The sequence below is a fragment of the Paraburkholderia aspalathi genome (assembly GCF_900116445.1).
GTDB classification, from domain to species: domain Bacteria; phylum Pseudomonadota; class Gammaproteobacteria; order Burkholderiales; family Burkholderiaceae; genus Paraburkholderia; species Paraburkholderia aspalathi.
In genome coordinates this window covers 1-22,188 of the sequence record NZ_FPBH01000047.1, presented here as the reverse complement: position 1 = coordinate 22,188, position 22,188 = coordinate 1, and the positions used below count along the sequence as shown (strand labels likewise).

Here is a 22,188-nt window from a genome sequence, read left to right as displayed (position 1 = left end):
GATTACAGGCGTTCGATGATGCCCGCCGCGCCCATGCCGGTGCCGACGCACATCGTCACCATGCCGTACTTGAAGTTGCGGCGGCGCAGGCCGTGCACCACCGTCGACGCACGAATCGCGCCGGTCGCACCCAGCGGGTGGCCGAGTGCAATCGCGCCGCCGAGCGGGTTGATCTTCGACGGATCGAGGCCGAGGTCCTGAATCACCGCCAGCGATTGCGCGGCGAATGCTTCATTCAGTTCGATCCAGTCCATGTCTTCGATCTTCAGGCCGGCGGCCTTCAGGGCGGCCGGAATCGCTTCCTTCGGACCGATACCCATGATTTCCGGCGGCACGCCGCGCACGGCGAAGCTGACGAAACGGGCGAGCGGCGTCAGGTTGAACTCCTTCAGCATCTTTTCCGACACGACGATCAGCGCGCCCGCGCCGTCCGACGTCTGCGAGCTGTTGCCGGCCGTCACCGAACCCTTGTTAGCGAACACAGTGCGCAGCTTGGCAAGGCCTTCCATTGACGTGTCGCCACGCGGGCCTTCGTCGAGCGCGACTTCACGCGTCTTGATACGCACTTCGCCGGTGGCGAGATCGGGGAAACGTTCGGTGATCGTGTACGCGGCGATTTCGTCGTTGAACTCACCGGCTTGCTGCGCAGCGATGGCGCGGCGATGCGATTCGACCGAGAACGCGTCTTGCGCTTCGCGGCTGATCTTCCAGCGCTCGGCGACCTTCTCCGCGGTCAGGCCCATGCCGTAGGCGATGCCGATGTCTTCGTTACGATCGAAGATATGCGGCGACATCGACGGCTTGTTGCCCATCATCGGCACCATGCTCATCGATTCGCAGCCGCCCGCGATCATCGCGTCCGATTCGCCGACGCGGATACGATCAGCCGCCATAGCCAGCGCAGTGAGGCCCGAAGCGCAGAAGCGGTTCACCGTGACGCCGCCCACCGTATTCGGCAGGCCCGCCAGCAGCGCGCCCATGCGCGCGACGTTCAGGCCCTGCTCGGCCTCAGGAATCGCGCAGCCGATGATGGCGTCTTCGATTACCTTGGTGTCGAGGCCGGGCACTTGCGCCACGGCCGATTTGATCGCGTGCACCAGCAGTTCGTCCGGGCGCGTGTTCTTGAACATCCCGCGCGGCGCCTTGCCGATCGGCGTGCGGCTCGCGGCGACGATGTATGCGTCTTGCAATTGCTTTGCCATTTGAAGCTCCTTTGTCGACCAGAGTTAGCGCTTTAGCGCTTACTCCCGTCCCATGCAATTTATTGCGGTCGCTCGCCGCGTTAATTACGCACCGGCTTGCCGGTTTGCAGCATGCCCATGATCCGTTCCTGCGTCTTTTGCGTGCCGAGCAGATCGACGAACGCTTGACGCTCGAGTTTGAGCAGCCATTCTTCGTCGACGAGGCTGCCGGCCTCCACGTCACCGCCGCACACCGCTTCCGCGATACGGCTGGCGATCAGGTAGTCATGCTCGCTGATGAAACGGCCGTCGCGCATGTTGACGAGCGATGCCTTGATGGTCGAGATCGCCGAGCGGCCCGCCACCGGCACCTGCGTGACACGCAGCGGCGGACGGTAACCCGCGGCGGACAGCGCACGCGCTTCCTTCTTCGCGATGTCGAGCAGTTCGAACACGTTGAAGACGATCGTGTCGGACGGCTTCAAGTAGCCCATTGCGCGAGCATCGAGTGCCGAGGCCGAGACCTTCGCCATTGCCGCGTTTTCGAACGACTTCTGCACGAACTTCAGCAGGTCATTGGTCGCGCCGGCTGCGGTTGCGGCTTCTGCCGCGCGCAGTGCCGCTTCCTTCAGACCGCCGCCCGCCGGCACGAGACCCACGCCGACTTCGACCAGACCGATGTAGCTTTCGATGTGCGCGACACGCTTCGCGCTATGCAGCGCCAGCTCGCAGCCGCCGCCGAGCGCGATGCCCGACACAGCCGAGATGACCGGCACGCTCGCGTACTTCACGCGCAGCATGCCTTGCTGGAATTTTTTCACGAACGGCTCGATACCCTTCGCGCCACCCATCATGAACGCGGGCATGGCTTCTTCGAGGTTCGCACCTGCGGAGAACGGGCCGCCTGGCGTGCCGAGTTTCAGCGACGTCGGCTGCCACACGACCAGACCCTTGTAGTCCTTCTCGGCCAGTTCGATGGCTTGCGTCAGACCGTCGATCACCGACGGTCCGATCGTGTTCATCTTGCTCTTGAACGACACGATCAGGACGTCGTTCTCGCCGGCACGGTCGTCGACCCACGCACGCACAGCGTCGGTTTCGAACAGCGTCTTGCCGTAGGTCTTCGGATCAGCAGACGTTTCGCCGACCAGCGGGGCACGGAACACCTGCTTGTCGTAGACCGACAGCGACGAGCGCGGCACAAAAGTCTTCGAAGCCGGCGACCACGAACCTTCGTTCGTATGCACGCCGCCCTTCTCTGCAACCGGACCTTCCAGCACCCACGACGGCAGCGGCACGTTCGACAGCGCCTTGCCTGCCGCGATGTCTTCCTGCACCCATTCGGCGACCTGCTTCCAGCCGGCCGTCTGCCAGCCTTCGAACGGACCTTCGTTCCAGCCGAAACCCCAACGAATCGCCAGATCGACGTCACGTGCGTTGTCGGCGATCGATTCCAGATGCACGCCAATGTAGTGATACACGTCGCGGAAAATCGACCACAGGAATTGCGCTTGCGGATGCTCCGATTCGCGCAGGAGCTTTAGACGCTCTGCCGGCGGGCGCTTCAGAATGCGGCCCACCAGTTCGTCGGCTTTCGCGCCGCCGTCGACGTACGCGCCCGTCTTCGGGTCGAGCACCTTGATCGCCTTGCCTTCCTTCTTGTAGAAGCCACCGCCGGTCTTCTGACCCAGCGCGCCCTTCTTCACCAGTTCAGCCAGCACGGGCGGCGTTTCGTAGACCGGGAAGAACGGGTCGTCCTTCAACGTGTCCTGCATCGTCTTGATGACGTGCGCCATGGTGTCGAGACCGACCACGTCCGCCGTGCGGAACGTTGCCGATTTCGCGCGGCCCAGACGCGAGCCGGTCAGGTCGTCCACTTCGTCGAAACGCAGACCGAACTTCGCGGCTTCGGTGATAACAGCGAGGATCGAGAAAATACCCACGCGGTTGGCGATGAAGTTCGGCGTGTCTTTCGCGCGCACGACGCCCTTGCCAACCACGCTCGTCAGGAACGATTCGAGTTGGTCGAGGATTTCCGGGCGCGTCGTCGCGGTCGGGATCAGTTCGACCAGGTGCATGTAGCGCGGCGGATTGAAGAAGTGCACGCCGCAGAAGCGCGCCTTCAGTTCATCCGAGAAACCGTTCGACAGTTCGGTGATCGACAGACCCGACGTGTTGGTCGCGAAGATCGCATTCGGTGCGATGTGCGGCGACACCTTCTTGTACAGGTCGTGCTTCCAGTCCATGCGTTCGGCGATCGCTTCGATCACGAGGTCGCACTCGGCGAGCTTCTCGATGTCGTCGTCGTAATTCGCGGGCTGGATGTATTGCGCGTCGTCCTTCACGCCGAACGGCGCAGGCGACAGCTTCTTCAGATTCTCGATCGCCTTCAGGGCAATCGCGTTCTTCGGGCCTTCTTTGGCAGGCAGGTCGAACAGCAGCACGGGCACCTTGGCGTTGATCAGGTGCGCTGCGATCTGCGCGCCCATCACGCCGGCGCCGAGCACAGCGACCTTGCGAATGATCAGATTGCTCACGTCGTTCCTCCGGGGAGTTATGCGGTGTCGCGAAGGTGTCTCTTATGTTTCGCGATGTGTGACTTGTGGCGGTGGAAGGCGCCACGCCTTCTGAAGGCGTGGCGCTTGCCGTGAAGTGTGTGCTTTAGAACAGCGACTCTTCGACGTCCATCATCGACTTCGAACCGGCGCGCGCCTGACGGATGGTCATGGCCGTTTCCGGCAGCAACTTCGCGAAGTAGAAGCGTGCGGTCGCGAGCTTCGCCTTGTAGAACGGATCGCCCGATGCTTCGTTGTCCAGCGCGATACGCGCCATGCGCGCCCAGAAGTACGAGAACACCAGGTGGCCGACGGTACGCAGATACGGCACGGCGGCAGCGCCGACTTCGTCCGGGTTCTGCATCGCCTTCATGCCGATTTCCATCGTCAGCTTCTGCACCTTGTCGCCGATGTCGGCGAGCGGGTTGATGAACTCCTGCATTTCCGGCTTCACGCCTTCGGCTTCGACGAAATCCGACACAAGCTTGCCGAACTTCTTCATCTTCGCGCCCATGTCGCCGAGAATCTTGCGGCCGAGCAGGTCGAGCGCCTGAATCGCGTTGGTGCCTTCGTAGATCATGTTGATGCGCGCGTCGCGCACGTATTGCTCCATGCCCCACTCGGTGATGAAGCCGTGGCCGCCGTAGATCTGCATGGCGTGGTTGGTGCTCTCGAACGCGTTGTCCGAGAGGAATGCTTTCAGGATCGGCGTGAGCAGCGCGACCAGATCCGCCGCTTCTTTACGCACCGATTCGTCGGCGTGCGACAGTTCCTTGTCGATGTGCAGCGCGGACCAGTACGAGAACGCGCGCGCGCCTTCGGCATAGGCCTTCTGCGTGAGCAGCATGCGGCGCACGTCCGGGTGCACGATGATCGGGTCAGCCGCTTTTTCCGGCGCCTTCGGGCCGGTCAGCGAACGCATTTGCAGGCGCTCTTTCGCGTACGTGAGCGAGTTCTGATAGCCGATTTCGGTCAGGCCCAGGCTCTGCATGCCAACGCCCAGACGCGCGGCGTTCATCATCACGAACATCGCGTTCAAGCCTTTGTTCGGCTCACCGACCAGCCAGCCCTTCGCGTTGTCCAGATTGATCACGGCAGTCGCATTGCCGTGAATGCCCATCTTGTGTTCGATGGAGCCGCACTTCACGCCGTTGCGCTCGCCCGGTTCACCCGCTTCGTTCGGCACGAACTTCGGCACGATGAAGAGCGAAATGCCCTTGGTGCCCTTCGGCGCATCCGGCAGACGCGCGAGCACCAGGTGAACGATGTTCTCCGCGAGATCGTGTTCGCCGCTGGAGATGAAAATCTTCGTGCCGCTGATCGCGTACGAGCCGTCGCTGTTCGGTTCGGCCTTGGTGCGCAGGATGCCGAGATCGGTACCGCAGTGCGGCTCGGTCAGACACATCGTGCCGGTCCAGACGCCCGCGACCAGCTTCGGCAGATAGCGTTGCTGCAACTCCGGCGTGCCGTGCGCATGCAGACATTCGTACGCGCCGTGCGACAGGCCCGGGTACATCGTCCACGCCTGGTTCGCCGAGTTCAGCATTTCATACAGCGCGTTGTTCACGAACGCGGGCAGGCCCTGGCCGCCGTAGTCCGGATCGCAGCCGAGCGCCGGCCAGCCGGCTTCCACGTATTGCTTGTAGGCTTCCTTGAAGCCCTTCGGCGTGGTCACGACGCCGTCGCCGACGTACGTGCAGCCTTCCTGGTCGCCGCTGTGATTGAGCGGGAACAGCACTTCGGAGCAGAACTTGCCGGCCTCTTCGAGCACGGCGTTGATCGTGTCCGCATCGAGATCCGAGTGCTTCGGCATCTGCTTGATCTCGGCTTCGACGTTAAGCAGCTCGTGCAACACGAATTGCATGTCGCGCAGCGGCGCGGCGTACTGTCCCATGACTCTCTCCCAAGTTTGACAAGGAGCCAGGCCGTTAGCTGAGTCCGTGGATCGGATCTTTCAGCGCCGCTGAATCTGCTTTAAGTTCGGCGGTTCTGCTAACGGCTTTCGCTCTGATACGAAACAATCAATTTTTCCAGCGCGGCCCACGTGAGACGCACTGCATCCGGCAAGTGCAGGAAGCGCGCGTCGTGATGCAGGCCGAGCGTGAAGCTGTATAGTTCGAACAGCATCAGCTGCGGATCGGTATCGGCACGCAGATGCCCTTCTTCCATCGCCTGCGAAATTGCCCGCGTAAGCGCCGCACGCCAGATCGTCACGCTCGACACCAGTTGTTCACGCACCGGGTTATCCCCGCGGTCGTCGTACTCGACGGCGCCGCTGATGTAGATGCACCCCGTGGTGACTTCCTGAATGCGTTTCTCGATCCAGCGGGAAATCATCGCGCGCAAGCGCGGCAATCCACGAGGCTCACGCAAGCTCGGGAAAAACACCTCGTCTTCGAAACGACGGTGGTATTCGCGCACGACTTCGACCTGCAAATCCTCGCGCGACCCGAAATGCGCGAACACACCGCTTTTGCTCATCTGCATGCGCTCGGCCAGCAACCCAATCGTCAGACCTTCCAGTCCGTCGCGGCTTGCCAGATCAAGTGCTGCTTCGAGAATCGCGACTCGTGTTTGTTCGCCTTTTCGCATAGCTTTTTACCGTTCTAATGTGACCGAAAGAAAATCGAACGGCCGTACTATTATTGAGTGCTGCCGTCCGCGAAACAAGGACTTTATTAGAAACCGGTTTCTAACCCGGTTTCAATTCTGCGGCATCCGTCAATCAGAGGAAGGAGATTTTTTAGAGGCGTTTGCCTTCTTTTTGTCCCTTTCATTGACGCTGCGCCCTTGCGGTTATGTGCGAGGTGCTGATGAGCTAGTCATAGCCACCCACCGTTAATAGCTTCATCACGGCCCGATAGGTCGTGTAGGCAAGCCAGTTGAGCAAGCGTTCGCCCGCCGGACGGGCATCATAGCGCGCCTCGTCGATCCGGCGAGATTCCTTGAACGCGGCGATGATCGCTTCGCGCAGCGCGTCGATCGACGGGTCGTTCACCAGCACCACGTTGGCCTCGTTGTTGAGCATCAGGCTCAACGCATCGAGGTTCGACGAACCGACCGTCCCCCAATTCGAATCCACCACCGCGACCTTGCCATGCAGCATGGTTTTCTCGTACTCGGCGATCTGCACGCCGGCTTTGAGCAGCGCACGATACAGGAACGGCACGGCGTAATCGAGCGCCTTGAACTCCTTGCGCCCGATAATGAGCTTCACGTCGACGCCGCGCCGCGCCGCGAACACCAGCGCGCGCCGCAGCTTGCGGCCCGGCATGAAGTACGGGTTAGCCAGCAGTACTTCGCTGCGCGCCTGGCCGATCGCGGTCAGATACGCTTTTTCAATGGCGCGGCGGTTGATCAGGTTGTCGCGGGCGACGAAGGCCACGCAGGGCAGCCCTCCGGCCCAGAGCGCCTCGTTGCGATTGCGGCGCCGGCGGCGCAGCGTGCCGAGCGACGCCATGGTCTTCGGCGCAAGATCCGGCTCGAGCGAGTCCAGCGGCCGATGCCCGAGACGGATCCGCTGCCATTGCACTTCGAACGCCTGGCGGATATCGGCGACCACCGGCCCGCGCAATTCCACCGCGAAGTCCCAGCGCCGGTAAGGCAGCGTCTCGCCGTTGTTCTCGTAATCGTCGACGATATTGATGCCGCCGCAGTAGCCGAACTGATCGTCCACCACCGCGATCTTGCGGTGCGTGCGCGAGAAGCCGAAGCGGCCGAACAGATGCGGGTTGTAGATGCGATGGTCGACGCCGGCGAGCGGCCATTCGTTGAACATCGGCAGGCGCTCGGTGCCGATACCGTCGGTAATCACGCGCACTTTCACGCCGCGCGAGGCTGCGCGCAGCAAAGCCGCGCTGACGGCCTGACCGGCGCTGTCGCCACAGAAAATATAAGTTTCGAGAACGACGTCGCTTTGCGCCGCGTCGATGCGTTCGATCAGCGCGGCGAAGAACTCGTCGCCGGAGCGCAGCAGCTTGACCTCGTTGCCGCTGGTGAAGCGGTAGCGCTGCCAGTAGCGGCGGCCAAGGAGCGATTGACGGAGTCGCGCGAAACGGCGCGCGCCGCCGACGCTCACCGGGCACGCTCCTCGGGCTGGCCATTCAGGCGCCCAGCGAGCCGTTTTGGCAATTGCAGGATCGCGTCGGCATTCGACGACGAAAAGCAGCGCGAGGCCGCCTCTTCATAGGGCAGCCACAGGAACGCGGTGTGCTCGCGCGGCGCGAGCGTCACTTCCAGCTGCTCGGGCACTTCCAGACTGAACCAGTGCTCCGTGTTGTGGATTACGCCCTCGGCGTAGCGATGCCGGAACTGAGGGTAGATCTCGTATTCGATCGAATACTGCCAGTCGAACAGCGCGCTATGCGGCACGAGCGTACTGCCGACCACGATGCCGGTTTCCTCCGCCACCTCGCGCGTCGCCGTCTCGACGAAGGGCTCGTCGAGCTGGTCTTTCGAGCCGGTCACCGATTGCCAAAAATCTGCGTGATCGGCGCGCCGGATCAACAGCACGTCCAGCGCGGGCGTATGGATGACGACGAGTACGGATTGCGGGATCTTCGGCGGTTTCGGCATGGCGTAAAGACTGGGCGCAACGCTTGCGCGGTACATGTCGGCGAATGGTCCAATAAGCGGTCGAGACCGGTTGCTGCGACTGTAACGCAAAAAACGAAAAAGGCGCATCACGCGCCTTTTTCGTTTCGCTTTTTCGTCACCTCACGCTGTCGTTTTCAGACAGCGTGAGTTTGATCCAGCTTAGACCTTCGGTTCCGGCTGACGCAGACGGATGTGCAACTCGCGCAACTGGCGCTCGTCGACTTCGCTCGGCGCCTGCGTGAGCAGACACTGCGCGCGTTGCGTCTTCGGGAACGCGATCACGTCGCGAATCGAATCGGCGCCGGCCATCATCGTGATGATGCGGTCCAGACCGAATGCGATGCCGCCGTGCGGCGGCGCGCCGTATTGCAGCGCGTCGAGCAGGAAGCCGAACTTGGCCTGCGCTTCTTCCGCACCGATCTTCAGCGCGCGGAACACCTTGCTCTGCACTTCTTCACGGTGGATACGCACCGAACCGCCGCCGATTTCCCAGCCGTTCAGCACCATGTCGTAGGCCTTGGCGAGGCAGCGCGCCGGATCCGTTTCCAGATACTCGAGGTGCTCGTCCTTCGGGCTCGTGAACGGGTGATGCGCGGCGACGTAGCGGTTGTCTTCCTCGTCGTATTCGAACATCGGGAAGTCGATCACCCACAGCGGCTTCCAGCCGGATTCGACGAGGCCGTTGGCCTTGCCGAATTCCGAATGACCGATCTTCAGGCGCAGCGCGCCCAGGCTGTCGTTCACCACCTTCGCGCGATCCGCCGCGAAGAAAATGATGTCGCCGTCTTGCGCGCCAGTGCGCTCGATGATCGCCTTGACCGCTTCGTCGTGCAGGTTCTTGACGATCGGGCTTTGCAGACCGTCACGGCCCTTCGCCACTTCGTTGACCTTGATCCACGCCAGACCCTTCGCGCCGTAGATACGCACGAATTCCGTGTAGCTGTCGATGTCGCCACGCGAGAGCTCGCCGCCCTTCGGCACGCGGATCGCCGCGACGCGGCCGTCTTTCGTGTTGGCCGGCGTGCTGAACACCTTGAAGTCGACGTCTCTAACCGCGTCGGTCAGGTCGGTGAATTCGAGCTTCACGCGCAGGTCCGGCTTGTCCGAACCGAAACGGCGCATGGCTTCCGAGTACTCCATGACCGGGAATTTCTCGGCCAGTTCGACGCCGATCGTTTCCTTGAACACGTGACGGATCATCGCTTCGAACAGATCGCGAATTTCCTGTTCCGACAGGAACGAGGTTTCACAGTCGATCTGCGTGAATTCCGGCTGACGGTCGGCGCGCAGGTCTTCGTCGCGGAAGCACTTGACGATCTGGTAGTAGCGATCGAAGTTAGCGACCATCAGCAGCTGCTTGAACAGTTGCGGCGATTGCGGCAGCGCGAAGAACTGGCCCGGGTTGGTACGCGACGGCACGAGGTAATCGCGCGCGCCTTCCGGCGTGCTCTTGGTGAGCATCGGCGTTTCGATGTCGATGAAGCCCAGCGAATCCAGATACTTGCGCACTTCGATCGCGACGCGGTAACGCAGACGCAGGTTGTGCTGCATCTGCGGACGGCGCAGGTCGAGCACGCGATGCGTGAGGCGCGTGGTTTCCGACAGGTTGTCGTCGTCGAGCTGGAACGGCGGCGTGATCGACGGGTTCAGCACGATCAGCTCGTGGCACAGCACTTCGATCTTGCCGCTCTTCAGCGAGGCGTTCGTCGTGCCTTCCGGGCGGGCGCGAACCACGCCCTTGATCTGCAGGCAGAACTCGTTCCGGACGCCTTCGGCAGTCTTGAACATTTCCGCGCGATCCGGATCGCAGACGACCTGAACGAGGCCTTCGCGGTCGCGCAAGTCGATGAAGATAACGCCGCCATGGTCACGGCGGCGGCTTACCCAACCGCACAGCGAGACGGGTTGGCCCAGCAGTTCTTCGGTCACCAGACCGCAGTATTCAGATCTCATCGACATGATGTTTGTCTTTCGTTATGCATTGGTTGGACGGCGCGCGGCGATAAACGCTGCGCACCGGCATTACAGCGGAGGCTCGACTGTCGTGCGGCGCACCGGCGCCGGCGGCGCGGACGGCGCCACGACGCCCATCGAGACGATGTACTTGAGCGCAGCGTCGACCGTCATGTCGAGTTCGATCACTTCGCTCTTGGGCACCATCAGGAAGAAGCCGGACGTTGGGTTCGGCGTAGTCGGCACATACACGCTGACGTAGTCTTCTTTCAGGTGATTGACCACGTCGCCGCCCGGAATGCCGGTCAGAAACGCAATCGTATAGGAACCGCGGCGCGGGTACTCGATCAGGAGCGCCTTGCGAAACGCATTGCCGCTACTCGACAACAAGGTGTCCGACACCTGCTTGACGCTGGTGTAGAGCGGGCCGACCACCGGAATGTGAGCGACCACGACTTCCCACCACTTCACGAGCTTCTGCCCGATGAAGTTTTGCGTCAACAGCCCAACGACAAAGATGAACGCCAGCGTCAGCACCGCGCCGAGGCCCGGCAAACGGAAGCCGAGCGCGCGCTCCGGCTGCCATGAGGTCGGCAGCAGCAATAGCGTCTGGTCCATCGTGCCGATGATCAGGCCGAGCACCCACAGTGTGATAGCCAGAGGCACCAGCACCAGCAGGCCAGTCAGGAACACCGATTTGAGCGTCGTTTTTTTCGTCGTCATGTGTACCGCCAGAAAGCCGCGCGAGCCGATACCCGACGCGCGGCGTGTGCGCCGCCCATAAGGGCGGCCGTGCTACTAGGCGCTGCCGGAGCCGCTCGAATTCGACGATGCGGCGGGTGCGGCAGCAGGCGTGGCAGGCGTTGCGGCGGCGCCCGACGAAGCGGCGGCGGCCGTGCCGTTGGCCGAAGCCGTGTCGGAATTCGCCGCGCCGTTATTACCGGCTGCAGCGTTTTCGCCCGAATTCGCATTCGAGCCGCCATTCGCGTCGGGCTTGGCCGGCGCGCTTGCGCCGCCATTGCCGCCGCGGAAATCGGTCACATACCAGCCGGAGCCCTTCAACTGGAAACCGGCTGCTGTCACCTGCTTGCGAAAGGTGTCTTTCCCGCACTCGGGACACTGCGTCAACTGGGGGTCGCTCATCTTCTGAAGCACGTCCTTCCCGAAGCCGCATGACTCGCAACGATAAGCGTAGATCGGCATGAACTTTTCCCTACTGAAATCTTGTAAACGCTTGCAAAGCCTTGAATTATAGCCGCATATGGCTAGGCACCCGCGAATTTCCGGGACAAAAGCCAGGCGCAGCCGCCGCCCACATAAATGGGGGCGGCCACTATCGAATCAAGTGCGGCCTGCTCCATCGTCAAACGCGGCGGCCCGCTCAGCCTCGACGGCGCCAGGTCATCCAGCGCTCGCGGCCGGCAAAGACGGCAATCGAGTCGGTCACGGCTTCATCTTCGATCAGATCGAAGAACGGCGAGAGCAACGCATCGAGTTCGGCACGCTCGATACCGAACGGCGGCCCTTTCGGCGTCGCGCCGATGAAATAGAAACCCGCCAGCAGTGCGCCCTCCGGCAACAACGCGGCCATTCGTTGCGCGTAGTCTGCACGGCGCGCCAACGGCAGCGCGCACAGAAACGCGCGCTCGTAAATCCAGGCCGGCGTGAACGGCGGCTCGTAAGCGAAGAAGTCAGCCTGCTCGACCAGTTGCGCATGCTGCGCGCCCAACTGCTCGCGCGCTGCCGCTACGGCGGCCGGCGAGAAATCGATCGCCCGGACCGGGTTGCCCTGCCCAGCCAGCCAGAGCGCCTCGTAGGCACTGCCGCAGCCGGGAATCAGTACGGCCGCGCCGGTGTGCCGGCTAGCGAACGACTGGAACGCCGACGGCACACCCGCCTGATCCCACGGCGTGAAATGGCGTTCGAAGCGCTCGTCCCAGAACTCGGGCGAGTTGGGATCGCGGGTCGCAAAGTCGGGCACGGAAGGCTGGGTCGGGTCGCTCATGGGATGCCTCGTAGGAATCAGGATCGGGGCGGGATCACCCGCCATAAGCGAACGCCAGAAACGCTCGCGCCAACACCGCGCCGACGCCCACTGCCACGCCGAACAACAGCAGCCCTTGCAGCAGCCGGTTGGTGCGCTTCTGCTCGAGGAGGATCTGGCGAATCATGTCGTCGTTCGCGCCGCGCGTGTGGTCGTGACGCTGAGCCAGCACGTGATGGATCAGGCGCGGCAACTGCGGCAGCGTCTTGCTCCACTGCGGCGCTTCGATCTTGAGCCGCTCGTACCAGCCGCGCAGACCGATCTGCTCGTTCATCCAGCGTTCGAGATAGGGCTTGGCGGTCTTCCACAAGTCCAGCTCGGGATCGAGCGAGCGGCCGAGCCCTTCCACGTTCAGCATGGTTTTTTGCAGCAGCACCAGTTGCGGCTGGATTTCCACGTTGAAGCGGCGCGAAGTCGAGAACAGGCGCATCAGCACCTGGCCGAGCGAAATATCCTTCAACGCGCGGTCGAAATAGGGCTCGCAAACCGCGCGGATTGCGCTTTCCAGTTCCTCGACCCGAGTGGTAGGCGGCACCCACCCGGACTCCAGATGCAGCGTGGCGACACGATGATAGTCACGCTTGAAGAAAGCGAGGAAGTTCTGCGCGAGGTAGTTCTTGTCGAAGTCCGACAACGCGCCGATGATGCCGAAGTCGAGCGCGATATAGCGGCCGAAGTGCGCCGGATCGAGGCTCACCTGAATGTTGCCCGGGTGCATGTCGGCGTGGAAAAAACCATCGCGGAACACCTGGGTGAAGAAAATCTCGACGCCTTCGCGCGCCAGCTTCGGAATATCGACACCGGCCGCGCGCAGCGTCTCCACCTGGCTGATCGGCACGCCGACCATACGCTCCATCACCAGCACGGTGGGCGTGCAGAACTCCCAGTACATCTCCGGCACCAGCAGCAGATCGAGCCCGGCAAAGTTGCGGCGCAGTTGGCTGCCGTTCGCCGCTTCGCGCATCAGATCGAGTTCGTCGTGCAGATACTTGTCGAATTCGGCGACCACCTCGCGCGGCTTGAGGCGCTTGCCGTCGGCCCACAGACGCTCGGCCCAGACAGCGATGTCGCGCAGCAAGGCCAGGTCGGAGTCGATCACCGGCAGCATGTTCGGCCGCAGCACCTTCACGGCGACCGCCTTGCCCGCGTGCTGCCCTGCTTTCACCTTCGCAAAGTGAACCTGCGCGATCGACGCGCTCGCCACCGGCACCCGCTCGAAATCGTCGAACAGCACGTCGACCGGTGCGCCGAGCGACTTCTCGACCAGCCCGATCGCCACCGCCGAATCGAACGGAGGCACCTGATCCTGCAGCTTGGCCAGTTCATTGGCGATATCGACCGGCAGCAGATCGCGCCGCGTGGACAGCACCTGGCCGAACTTGACGAAGATCGGCCCGAGGCTTTCGAGCGCGAGCCGCAAACGCACACCCGGAGGCGCGTCGAACTTGCGGCCGATGGTGGTGATACGCAGCAGCAGACGCACACGCCGGTCATTGACGCGGCTGAGCATCATCTCATCGAGACCGAAGCGGATGACCGTAAAGAAAATCTTGAGGAAACGCAGAAAACGCATAGTTGTGCCCGATGACTAGCGCGTGCCGCGCGACGTGGCGGCGCCGCCCGGCGCATCTGCGCCGCGGGCTTCGACCTTCTGTTCAAGACGCTCGATGCGCTTCTCCACGCGCGCCAAAGCGTCGCGGGCGCGGGCCAGTTCGACGTTGAAGTCTTCCAGCGCGGCGCGGCGCACCAGTTGCGGGTTTTCGTCGAGCAAATATTCGGCGGCGGTGTCGAGCAGGTTGCGCCCGGTACGCCGCGCGTGTTCACCGACCGTGCGCACAACCGAAGCCACCCGCCATGCCGGACCGTCGCCGATCAGCTTCGCCAGATCTTCTTCGGGCTCCCAGCGCAGATGCTCGGCGAGCTTGGCGATCACGGTCGCAAACTCGGCGTCGCCTTCGATCTTCACGTGCTTCATCACGGCGGCCTGGCCGCCTTGCATGAAGGCCGGGAACGCGTCGGACGGCACCGAGATGGTCACATCGAATTGTTGCGCATCGGTTTCGCCGAGCGCGCCGAGGTAGCCGTCGGGTTGCACCAGCAGCATCAGCACGACTGGCGGACAGGACAGTCTGGCGGTCTTGCCCGCGTAAGGGGCGAGGCGCTCTCGAGCCCACGATTCGCGGGCGAGCAGATGATTGACAGCAGCAGCGAAGGGCTTGGCGGCGAGGGTCATTGAAAGTGGCAAGAAAAAACCCGCGCGGGCGAGGTGCCCGCGCGGGTTCCTATTGTAACGTCCGTTCGCTTCGCGGCTTGCTATGCCGAACGGCCAATGCTTTGCGCAAAGTCAGGGCAAGCAGCGCTGGCTCAGTGCTGTGCCACCTGCTGAATGCCGGCCAGCAGCCAGCCTTCGCCGGGGCGGTTCGCCTTCGTCAGGTTCCAGACCTCGACGAACGGCTCAGCCGCCGCACCCGCCGATTCGCGGATCAAACCGGAGAAGCGCACGCTGGCGAAGTATTCGGACGCACGTTCTTCGACGCCCAGCAGCTCCGCATTCAGTTGCACCACGTCCGTCTGATTGGACTCGGCACCGCGCGAGTTCAGATCCACCTTCACTTCCGCGAACATTTCCGGCGTGGTGAATTCGCGGATGTCTTCCGTGTTGCCGACGTCCCACGCGGCTTGCAGGCGCACGAAGTACACCTTCGCGTTGCGCAGGAAGGCTTCCGAATCGAAGCCGGCCGGCACGGCCGGGGCAGCGTTGATGGACGGCGTGGTCAGCGGGTTGCCTTGCGGTTCGAGGTACGAGCCGGTGGGCGGAGCGGAGTAACGCGGCTCCTGGGTATAGCCGGTGCCGCCCGCATTCAGCGACGGAGCCCCGCCTGCGTACGCCGGTTGCGACGTATCGCGCTTACGACCCATAAAGCGGCGGATCAGCCAGATGCCGATCATTGCGATGACCGCGATCACGATGATGTTGGCCATGGCGCCGGCGAACGCGCCGCCCAGACCGAAGTGCGACAACAGCGCGGCGATACCGAGACCGGCAGCAAGACCGGCGATCGGCCCGAGCCAGCGCGAGCGGTTAGGCGCTGCGGCGGGAGTCGGCGCGGGCGCCGGTGCCGGCTGCGCGCGCTGCTGCATGGCCTGATTGCTTTGGGAAGGTTGTGACGGAGCGGACTGTTGCTGAACCGTGTTCGACTGACGGCCAATGCTACGGCCGCCGCCCATGCGGCGGGCTTCCGCATCGAGCGAGGCGAGAGAGCCGGCCATGATCAGACCGACCATCGCGATCAGTCCGATTCTTCTCACCAATGACCTCGTAACCTTACGGGGAGATAACACACCTGAATCGGACATTTTCGTACTTTCCTTTAAAAATCGATGGGTTAGGAACCCTAGTATTTGGTCCCCACATGTAAAGCTACCACGCCAGCTGACAAATTGTAATATTTGACGCCGTCCAGGCCCGCTTGTTCCATCATTGTTTTTAAAGTTTCCTGATCCGGGTGCATCCGGATCGATTCCGCCAGGTAGCGGTAGCTCTCGGCGTCCTTCGCGAACCGGTCGCCGAGCCACGGCAACACCTTGAACGAATAGACGTCGTAGACCTTTTTAAGCGGATCCCACACCTTCGAGAACTCCAGCACCAGCAGACGGCCTGCCGGCTTCAACACCCGTCGCATCTCGGCGAGCGCCACATCCTTGTGCGTCATGTTGCGCAAGCCGAATGCCACGGTCACTACATCGAAGTAATTGTCCGGAAAAGGAATCTTTTCGGCGTCGCAGAGCAGCGCCGGAGTGATGACGCCCTTATCCAGCAGGCGGTCGCGGCCCACGCGCAGCATCGATTCGTTGATGTCGGTGTGCCAGACTTCACCGGTGTCGCCCGCCTGTTTGGCGAACGCCTTTGAGAGATCGCCCGTGCCGCCCGCGATATCGAGCACCTTGAAGCCCGGCCGGACGTTGGCCTGGGCGATCGTGAACATCTTCCACGCCCGGTGCAACCCGCCCGACATCAGGTCGTTCATCAAGTCGTAGTTGGAGGCGACCGAGTGGAACACGCCCGCCACCTTCTGCGCTTTTTCCTGTTCGTCGACCGATTGAAAGCCGAAGTGGGTTTTGCTCATCGCGCTCGTCCTTTCGCGTATTCTGAAATGTTGCGCCGCATCAGTGCGGCGACCAGGGCGAATCGTATCAGTGACAGTGCCCGTGCGCAGCACCGGCTGGCGCCATTGGGGCGTCGCGGTCGACGCCGGCCGCTGCCAGTTTGGCGAGATAGTCGCGCCAAAGTTCATCCTGACGGACAGCCATGTCGTGCAGCAGGTCCCAGGAATAGATGCCGGTGGCGTGTCCGTCGGAGAAAGTCGGCTGCAGCGCATAGTTGCCGACGCCTTCGATCATGGTGATCGTGACGTCGCGCTTACCGGTTTGCAAAGTTTCCTGGCCGGGCCCGTGGCCCATCACTTCTGCCGACGGCGAATACACGCGCAGCAGTTCGAACGGCAGGCGATACGTTTCGCCATTTGCGTACTGCAATTCGAGTACGCGCGATTTGGAATGCACGACCACGCCGGTCGGCACCGGGGTATCGCGAGTCAAGCCACTCATATTGACCTCATTAGAAAGCGCCGGGCCGCCTCTGGCGCTGAACGCCAGGTTTGAACCGTTCAGCCAAACGCCTGTTCGATTTCTTGCCGCACGGCTTCGCGCAGCAGGGTAGCTTGCGCGCGGCGCGACGACAGCATGGCTTCGGACACCGTGCGTTGGCGCGGCGCCCAGATCGGCAGCGGGAAATGAGCGTCGTTCGAAAAACGCGGAATCACATGCCAATGCACGTGCGGCACCTGGTTGCCGAGGCTCGCCAGGTTGACCTTCACCGGCTGGAGAATGCGCCGGATCGCACGCTCGACCGCATACACGGCCTGCATCACGCGATCGCGGTCGGTCTCGGCGAGATCGGAAAACTCAGCGACATGCTTGTTCCAGATCACCCGGCAAAAGCCCGGGTAGTCGTGTTCGTCGGCGAGGACGACACGCAGGGTGTCGTCCTGCCACAGCACATCGCCGCCATCTTCACGGCAAAAAACGCATTCCATCGTCGTCCTCAGGCAAAAATCGTCAGTCGTGCCATTAAACCAGCACGCGCTCGATTCCGCCATTGTTCGCCCGCTGGACGTAATCCGCCATCCAGTCTTCGCCCAGCACGTGACGCGCCATTTCGACGACGATGTAATCCGCCTCGGTGCCCGCGTCCTCGTTATAGCGCGACAGGCCTTGCAGGCAGGACGGGCAGCTCGTGAGGATCTTCACCTCAGTGGCGCCGTTCGGTTGCGGCCCGTCGCCCGCCTTGAGCACGGAGCCATCCGGCGCACCCGCCGCGCCGGCCGATGCATTAGCCGCGTTGATCCCATTCGCACCCGCCTCGGCTACGAGAGGAATGCCACGCAGCTTCGCGGCGCCCTTGCGCATTTCCTCTTCCTTGCGGAAACGGACTTGCGTCGAAATGTCCGGGCGCGTCACCGCGAGTGTGCCGGATTCGCCACAGCAGCGATCGTTCTTCTCGATCTTGTAGCCGTCCTTCTCCGATCCCATCAGCTGATTGACGAGCTTGACCGGGTCCATCGTCTTGATCGGGGAGTGGCACGGGTCGTGATACATGTAGCGCACGCCGTTCACGCCTTCGAGCTTGATGCCCTTCTCGAGCAGGAACTCGTGAATGTCGATGATCCGGCAGCCCGGGAAGATCTTCTCGAATTCGTAGCCGGCGAGCTGGTCGTAACACGTGCCGCACGACACCACCACCGTCTTGATGTCGAGATAGTTCAGCGTATTCGCGACGCGGTGGAACAGCACGCGGTTATCCGTGACGATCTGCTCGGCCTTGTCGAACTGACCCGAGCCGCGCTGCGGGTAGCCGCAGCAGAGATAGCCCGGCGGCAGCACGGTTTGCACGCCCGCTTCCCACAGCATCGCTTGCGTCGCCAGACCCACTTGCGAGAACAGCCGCTCGGAGCCGCAACCCGGGAAGTAGAACACCGCTTCCGTATCGGCCGTGGTCGTCTTCGGATTGCGGATGATCGGGACGATCTTGTTGTCCTCGATATCGAGCAGCGCGCGTGCTGTTTTCTTCGGCAGGTTGCCCGGCATCTTCTTGTTCATGAAGTGGATCACCTGCTGCGTGACCTTCGGCTTGCCGACGGTTGCCGGCGGGTGCGCCGTCTGCTTCTTCGCGAACTTCTTCAGCACATCGTTGCCGAGGCGCTGCGCCTTGTAACCGATGCCCATCATCGCGGTACGCGCGAGGTTGATGGTCTGCGGATTCGTGGCGTTCAGGAAGAACATGCCGGCCGCGTTGCCCGGATTGAACTTCTTCTTGCCCATCTTGCGCAGCAGGTTGCGCATGTTCATCGTCACATCGCCGAAGTCGATCTTCACCGGGCACGGTGTCACGCATTTGTGACAGACGGTGCAGTGATCGGCGACGTCGTTGAACTCATCCCAGTGCTTGATCGACACGCCGCGGCGAGTCTGCTCTTCGTACAGGAATGCCTCGACCAGCAAGGAGGTCGCAAGAATCTTGTTGCGCGGGCTGTACAGCAGGTTCGCGCGCGGCACGTGAGTCGCGCACACCGGCTTGCACTTGCCGCAACGCAAACAGTCCTTGATCGACTCGGAAATCGCGCCGATGTCGGACTGCTGCATGATCAGCGATTCATAGCCCATCAGGCCAAAGCTCGGCGTGTAGGCGTTGCGCAGGTCGGCGCCTTCGAGCAGCTTGCCCGCGTTGAAGCGGCCATGCGGATCGACGCGCTGCTTGTACGCACGGAATTCGCCGATCTCTTCCTCGGTCAGGAATTCGAGCTTGGTAATGCCGATGCCGTGCTCGCCGGAAATCACGCCGTCGAGCGAACGCGCCAGCTTCATGATGCGCGCGACCGCCGTGTGGGCGTCCTGCAGCATCTCGTAGTTGTCGGAGTTGACCGGCAGGTTCGTGTGGACGTTGCCGTCGCCCGCGTGCATGTGCAGCGCGACGAACACGCGGCCACGCAGGACCTTCTTATGAATCGCCTGCGCTTCTTCGAGGATCGGCTTGAACTCGCCGCCGTTGAAGATCTGGCGCAATTCAGCCCGGATCTCCGCCTTCCACGACACGCGCACCGTACGGTCTTGCGTGATATGGAACACGGTCGCATCCGGCTGCGCGTCGGCGCGATCGGCAAACTTCTCCGCCAGCCCTTCGTAGCCGAGGCCGACCAGATAGTGCTGCGCCTCACGCACGGACAGATCGAGCTTGTCGCGCAGGAATTCCCAGCGCGTACGCACCTTCTTCAGAACGTCGAGCGCCTGTTGCACGCGATCTTCGAGCAACTCCGCGCTCGGGATTTCGTTGGCGTCGTCGCTCTTGCCGAGCGGCAGCTTGCCGCCCTTGAAGAACGTTTCGAGTGCGTCGACTAGTTGCAGCTTGTTCTTGATCGACAGTTCGATATTGATGCGTTCGATGCCGTCGGTGTACTCGCCCATCCGGTTGAGCGGGATCACCACGTCTTCGTTGATCTTGAACGCGTTGGTGTGCTTGGCAATCGCGGCGGTACGGCTGCGGTCAAGCCAGAAACGCTTGCGCGCTTCGGCGTTGACGGCGACGAAACCTTCGCCGCTCTTACCGTTGGCCATGCGCACGACTTCCGAGGTCGCTTGTGCGACCGCGTCCGCATCGTCGCCGACGATGTCGCCGATCAGCACCATCTTCGGAAACGCGTTGCGCTTGCTCTTGGTCGCGTAGCCGACCGCGCGCAGATAGCGCTCGTCCAGATGCTCGAGGCCGGCGAGAATCGCGCCGCCCTGCTTCGACGTTTCGAACAGATAGTCCTTGATCTCGACGATGCTCGGGATCGCTTCACGGGCCTGGCCGAAGAACTCGAGGCAGACCGTGCGCGTATGCGCCGGCATCTTGTGCAGCACCCAGCGCGCCGACGTAATCAAGCCGTCGCAGCCTTCTTTCTGCACACCTGGCAAACCGGCCAGGAATTTGTCGGTCACGTCCTTGCCGAGACCTTCCTTACGGAACACGCGACCCTTGATGTTGAGCGATTCCGTGCGCAGCAGCTTTTCGCCTGGCGCGTGGCTGCCGTCGAACCACTTCAGCTCGAAACGCGCGACTTCGATATCGTGGATCTTGCCGAGGTTGTGGTCTAGACGCGTAACTTCGAGCCAGTTCCCTTCCGGGTCGACCATGCGCCACCAGGCGAGGTTGTCGAGCGCCGTGCCCCACAACACCGCCTTCTTGCCGCCCGCGTTCATCGCGACGTTGCCGCCGACGCAGGATGCATCCAGCGAGGTCGGATCGACCGCGAACACGAAGCCGGCCTGCTCGGCCGCTTCGGTCACGCGGCGTGTGACCACGCCCGCGCCGGAGAAAATCGTCGCCACCTTACGCTCGACGCCCGGCAGTTCGGTCATCTCGACCGCGCCCAGTTGTTCGAGCTTTTCAGTGTTGATGACGGCCGAAAACGGCGTGAGCGGCACCGCGCCGCCCGTATAGCCCGTGCCGCCTCCGCGCGGAATCACGGTCAGACCGAGCTCGAAACACGCCTTGATCATGCCGGCGATCTCGGCCTCGGTATCCGGCGTGAGCACGACGAACGGGTACTCGACGCGCCAGTCGGTCGCATCCGTCACATGCGAGACGCGGGACAAGCCGTCGAACTTGATGTTGTCTTTTTCCGTAACCTTGCCCAGCACCTTGTTCGCGCGACGGCGCAGATCGAAGGTCTTCTGGAATTCGCTCTCGAAATCGTCGACGGCACGGCGAGCAGCCGCCACCAGCGTTTCGACGCGAGCGGCCCGATCGACGCCCGCTTCATCGCCGTGCTCGACCAGATCGGCGCGACGGCGCTTCTCAATCTCGCTCAGACGGTGATGCAGCGCCTCGATCAGCAGCGCGCGGCGTTTCGGATTGTCGAGCAGGTCGTCTTGCAGGTAAGGATTGCGGCGTACGACCCAGATGTCGCCGAGCACTTCGTACAGCATCCGTGCCGAGCGGCCGGTGCGGCGTTCCGCGCGCAGTTCGGCCAAGGCCGCCCAGGCTTCGTCGCCGAGCAGACGGATAACGATTTCGCGGTCGGAAAACGACGTGTAGTTATAGGGAATTTCGCGCAGACGCGCTTCGGGATCGGCGGCCACCGCAGTGGCGGCCCCGTGCGGATCGAAAACTTGAGGTGCGTTCATGTTCGGACGACTCGGTGGGTCAACCGGGCGCGCTCATCTCTGTGAGGCGTCGGCGGACGGTGCGCGTGGGGCGCAATGCTGGAAATCTTCTAGGGGAGCGAAGCGCAACCGACGGCCTACCCACATCAGTCGCTTCACGGCGCTCAGAGACAGCTACACGATCGCGCGTGGCGGACGTGACGCTCCGCCGCGGGGCAAGACTCACGCGGGACGGGCATCAAGTGGGCGATCCGAGGCTGCCAGTGCATCTTCCGATCCTTATTCCAAAATGGAATTCTACCCCATGATCCCGCCACGCGTTGACGCCTGAAATCAGGGTTGTGGCAGGACTTTTGGCGTTTTTGTCCTGAACGGCGGTCTCGAGCGCATACGATCGATTCTCCGACCGGACGGTCGGGTTGGGCTTTACCGGCGGCGCGCCGGGATACGCCCAAGGTTCACAGAGGGCCAGCGTGCACACCGTTGGCGCTATCATTGACCCTTTCCCGTCTCGCAAAGCGCACCGCGCCACCCGCATGGCTTCCCACGACTACCTGAAGAAAACCCTGACCGCGCGCGTCTACGACGTGGCCCGCGAGACCGAACTCGAACGCGCGCCGAATCTGTCGGCACGGCTGCGCAATCCGGTTTATCT

The 22,188-nt window shown here is 62.6% G+C and carries 17 protein-coding genes and 1 pseudogene; 1 reads left to right on the top strand and 17 read right to left on the bottom strand.

Going from position 1 to position 22,188, the window contains the following annotated elements; all coding sequences use genetic code 11:
• Positions 1-2: 2 nt before the first annotated feature.
• From BM438_RS40795 to BM438_RS40715, 17 genes are all read right to left on the bottom strand, one after another.
• Entirely contained in the window at positions 3-1,202 is a 1,200-nt protein-coding gene (locus BM438_RS40795) for an acetyl-CoA C-acyltransferase (protein ID WP_093646490.1), read from the bottom strand.
• Positions 1,203-1,282: 80 nt separating this feature from the next.
• A complete protein-coding gene (locus BM438_RS40790; protein WP_093646487.1) occupies positions 1,283-3,718 on the bottom strand; it encodes a 3-hydroxyacyl-CoA dehydrogenase/enoyl-CoA hydratase family protein in 2,436 nt (811 codons plus the stop codon).
• Positions 3,719-3,842: 124 nt separating this feature from the next.
• Positions 3,843-5,630, bottom strand: coding sequence for an acyl-CoA dehydrogenase C-terminal domain-containing protein (locus tag BM438_RS40785; protein ID WP_093646485.1), 1,788 nt, complete (start codon positions 5,628-5,630; stop codon positions 3,843-3,845).
• A 98-nt stretch (positions 5,631-5,728) separates the two neighbouring features.
• Positions 5,729-6,328 (bottom strand): TetR/AcrR family transcriptional regulator, encoded by a 600-nt coding sequence (locus tag BM438_RS40780; RefSeq protein ID WP_046566835.1) that lies wholly within the window; start codon positions 6,326-6,328, stop codon positions 5,729-5,731.
• Between the two features lie 226 nt (positions 6,329-6,554).
• A complete protein-coding gene (clsB, locus tag BM438_RS40775; protein WP_093646483.1) occupies positions 6,555-7,814 on the bottom strand; it encodes a cardiolipin synthase ClsB in 1,260 nt (419 codons plus the stop codon).
• Entirely contained in the window at positions 7,811-8,311 is a 501-nt protein-coding gene (nudB, locus tag BM438_RS40770; protein WP_093646567.1) for a dihydroneopterin triphosphate diphosphatase, read from the bottom strand. Before nudB ends, clsB begins: the two co-directional genes overlap by 4 nt.
• Positions 8,312-8,491: 180 nt before the next feature.
• Positions 8,492-10,291 carry an aspartate--tRNA ligase gene (gene aspS, locus BM438_RS40765; RefSeq protein WP_093646480.1) on the bottom strand — a complete coding sequence of 600 codons (1,800 nt, stop codon included), beginning with the start codon at positions 10,289-10,291 and terminating at the stop codon, positions 8,492-8,494.
• Between the two features lie 63 nt (positions 10,292-10,354).
• Positions 10,355-11,008, bottom strand: coding sequence for a DUF502 domain-containing protein (locus BM438_RS40760; protein WP_093646478.1), 654 nt, complete (start codon positions 11,006-11,008; stop codon positions 10,355-10,357).
• Between the two features lie 75 nt (positions 11,009-11,083).
• Complete coding sequence (locus tag BM438_RS40755; RefSeq protein ID WP_093646475.1) at positions 11,084-11,488, bottom strand: FmdB family zinc ribbon protein; 405 nt, start codon at positions 11,486-11,488, stop codon at positions 11,084-11,086.
• Positions 11,489-11,666: 178 nt separating this feature from the next.
• Entirely contained in the window at positions 11,667-12,290 is a 624-nt protein-coding gene (locus BM438_RS40750; RefSeq protein WP_093646473.1) for a methyltransferase domain-containing protein, read from the bottom strand.
• 34 nt (positions 12,291-12,324) lie between these two features.
• A complete protein-coding gene (gene ubiB, locus BM438_RS40745) occupies positions 12,325-13,902 on the bottom strand; it encodes a ubiquinone biosynthesis regulatory protein kinase UbiB (RefSeq protein ID WP_054037682.1) in 1,578 nt (525 codons plus the stop codon).
• A 15-nt stretch (positions 13,903-13,917) separates the two neighbouring features.
• The gene (locus BM438_RS40740) at positions 13,918-14,562 is read right to left on the bottom strand and encodes a ubiquinone biosynthesis accessory factor UbiJ (protein WP_093646471.1); all 645 of its coding nucleotides are present in this window, start codon (positions 14,560-14,562) and stop codon (positions 13,918-13,920) included.
• 131 nt (positions 14,563-14,693) lie between these two features.
• Positions 14,694-15,686: a Tim44 domain-containing protein gene (locus BM438_RS40735; RefSeq protein ID WP_093646469.1), complete on the bottom strand. Its 993-nt coding sequence runs from the start codon at positions 15,684-15,686 to the stop codon at positions 14,694-14,696.
• A gap of 38 nt (positions 15,687-15,724) precedes the next feature.
• Positions 15,725-16,456, bottom strand: a complete 732-nt coding sequence (gene ubiE, locus BM438_RS40730; protein ID WP_093646467.1) for a bifunctional demethylmenaquinone methyltransferase/2-methoxy-6-polyprenyl-1,4-benzoquinol methylase UbiE — start codon at positions 16,454-16,456, stop codon at positions 15,725-15,727.
• Between the two features lie 67 nt (positions 16,457-16,523).
• Entirely contained in the window at positions 16,524-16,937 is a 414-nt protein-coding gene (locus tag BM438_RS40725) for a gamma-butyrobetaine hydroxylase family protein (protein ID WP_054037674.1), read from the bottom strand.
• A 59-nt stretch (positions 16,938-16,996) separates the two neighbouring features.
• A complete protein-coding gene (locus BM438_RS40720) occupies positions 16,997-17,425 on the bottom strand; it encodes an HIT family protein (protein ID WP_093646464.1) in 429 nt (142 codons plus the stop codon).
• 34 nt (positions 17,426-17,459) lie between these two features.
• A complete protein-coding gene (locus BM438_RS40715; protein WP_093646462.1) occupies positions 17,460-21,554 on the bottom strand; it encodes a DUF3683 domain-containing protein in 4,095 nt (1,364 codons plus the stop codon).
• 473 nt (positions 21,555-22,027) lie between these two features.
• Between BM438_RS40715 and BM438_RS46510 the strand changes: the two are divergent.
• A pseudogene (locus BM438_RS46510) lies at positions 22,028-22,188 on the top strand (threonine ammonia-lyase, biosynthetic); the annotation flags it as partial.

Coding starts and splice junctions, on each gene's coding strand:
- BM438_RS40795 (WP_093646490.1), bottom strand. CDS start 1,202: ATGGCAAAGCAATTGCAAGACGCATACATCGTCGCCGCGAGCCGCACG.
- BM438_RS40785 (WP_093646485.1), bottom strand. CDS start 5,630: ATGGGACAGTACGCCGCGCCGCTGCGCGACATGCAATTCGTGTTGCAC.
- BM438_RS40780 (WP_046566835.1), bottom strand. CDS start 6,328: ATGCGAAAAGGCGAACAAACACGAGTCGCGATTCTCGAAGCAGCACTT.
- nudB (WP_093646567.1), bottom strand. CDS start 8,311: ATGCCGAAACCGCCGAAGATCCCGCAATCCGTACTCGTCGTCATCCAT.
- aspS (WP_093646480.1), bottom strand. CDS start 10,291: ATGTCGATGAGATCTGAATACTGCGGTCTGGTGACCGAAGAACTGCTG.
- BM438_RS40760 (WP_093646478.1), bottom strand. CDS start 11,008: ATGACGACGAAAAAAACGACGCTCAAATCGGTGTTCCTGACTGGCCTG.
- BM438_RS40755 (WP_093646475.1), bottom strand. CDS start 11,488: ATGCCGATCTACGCTTATCGTTGCGAGTCATGCGGCTTCGGGAAGGAC.
- BM438_RS40750 (WP_093646473.1), bottom strand. CDS start 12,290: ATGAGCGACCCGACCCAGCCTTCCGTGCCCGACTTTGCGACCCGCGAT.
- ubiB (WP_054037682.1), bottom strand. CDS start 13,902: ATGCGTTTTCTGCGTTTCCTCAAGATTTTCTTTACGGTCATCCGCTTC.
- BM438_RS40740 (WP_093646471.1), bottom strand. CDS start 14,562: ATGACCCTCGCCGCCAAGCCCTTCGCTGCTGCTGTCAATCATCTGCTC.
- BM438_RS40735 (WP_093646469.1), bottom strand. CDS start 15,686: ATGTCCGATTCAGGTGTGTTATCTCCCCGTAAGGTTACGAGGTCATTG.
- ubiE (WP_093646467.1), bottom strand. CDS start 16,456: ATGAGCAAAACCCACTTCGGCTTTCAATCGGTCGACGAACAGGAAAAA.
- BM438_RS40725 (WP_054037674.1), bottom strand. CDS start 16,937: ATGAGTGGCTTGACTCGCGATACCCCGGTGCCGACCGGCGTGGTCGTG.
- BM438_RS40720 (WP_093646464.1), bottom strand. CDS start 17,425: ATGGAATGCGTTTTTTGCCGTGAAGATGGCGGCGATGTGCTGTGGCAG.
- BM438_RS40715 (WP_093646462.1), bottom strand. CDS start 21,554: ATGAACGCACCTCAAGTTTTCGATCCGCACGGGGCCGCCACTGCGGTG.